Annotated in this window: 1 protein-coding gene; it reads right to left on the bottom strand. The window is 60.5% G+C overall.

Features of this window, described 5'->3' with window-relative positions:
* A partial coding sequence (locus tag FFS64_RS31205) for an MATE family efflux transporter (protein ID WP_137808465.1) occupies positions 1–946 on the bottom strand: 946 nt, incomplete at its 3' end.
* Between the last annotated feature and the right edge of the window lie 137 nt (positions 947–1,083).

Here is a 1,083-nt window from a genome sequence, read left to right as displayed (position 1 = left end):
CCTGGCCGACCCTTACCGTCACCGCCATGCCCAAGGAATAAGGAATCATGAACAGCAGCGAGCTGATGTTCAGGGCTATCTGGTGCCCGGCGACCACGGTAGAGCCGAGGCTGCCAATCAACAGTGCGATGACCGCGAAGATGCTGGATTCGGCGAACACCGCGATACCGATCGGCAGGCCGATGCCCACCAGGCGTTTGATCACCGTCCATTGCGGACGGTCAAAACGAACCAGCACGCGTGTGTGGGCATAGAAGGGCGCCCAGCAGGTCCAACCGGCCATGCTCAACGCCATGAACCACATCACGATACCGCTGGCCCAGCCGCAACCGACACCGCCCAGGGCTGGCATGCCGAAATGGCCATAGATCAGCGCATAGTTCAGCGGGATGTTCAGCAGTAGCCCGCACAGTCCAATGACCATGCTCGGCCGGGTGCGGCCCATGCCGTCGCTGTAGCAGCGCAGTACGTAATAGAAAGCAATGCCGGGCAAACCGAAGGCGATGCCGTGCAGGTAGCCCATGCTCGGTTCGATCAACTGTGGATCGACTTTCATCCAATGCAGGATCGGCTCGGCGCTGAGCAGCAGGCCGCTGCCGATCAGCCCGACACACAACGCCAGCCACATGGCCTGGCGGACCAGAGGACCGATTTCGTCAAGTTGTGCAGCGCCAAAGCGTTGGGCGACCTTGGGTGTGGTGGCCAGCAGAACGCCGGACATCAACAGATAGACCGGAATCCAGATCGAGTTGCCCAGGGCCACCGAGGCTAGATCCCGTGGACTGACACGGCCAGCCATGACGGCATCGACGAACCCCATGGCCGTAGTGGCCAATTGCGCGACCATGATCGGCAGAGCCAGCCCGAGCAGGCCTTTGAGTTCTTGGCGAACCGGGGTCGTGCGGGGAGTGGCGGTTGTGGCGGTAGTGTCAGTCACGGAATTCACAAGCGAAGCGTCCAAGGTTTTTGATGCGCAAGGCAGCGCATTCTACGCGTTGACGTATCGGTCAGGAAAAGACTGTGTTGCGGATTTGTAATTTCGTTAACGCCCATCGCGAGCATTCGAGCGTCGACCGGTTGCTC

It is taken from the genome of Pseudomonas sp. G(2018), assembly GCF_005502415.1.
Lineage (GTDB): Bacteria > Pseudomonadota > Gammaproteobacteria > Pseudomonadales > Pseudomonadaceae > Aquipseudomonas.
Note: the sequence above shows the minus strand (reverse complement) of the source record. Positions and strands in the feature narration are given on the sequence as shown.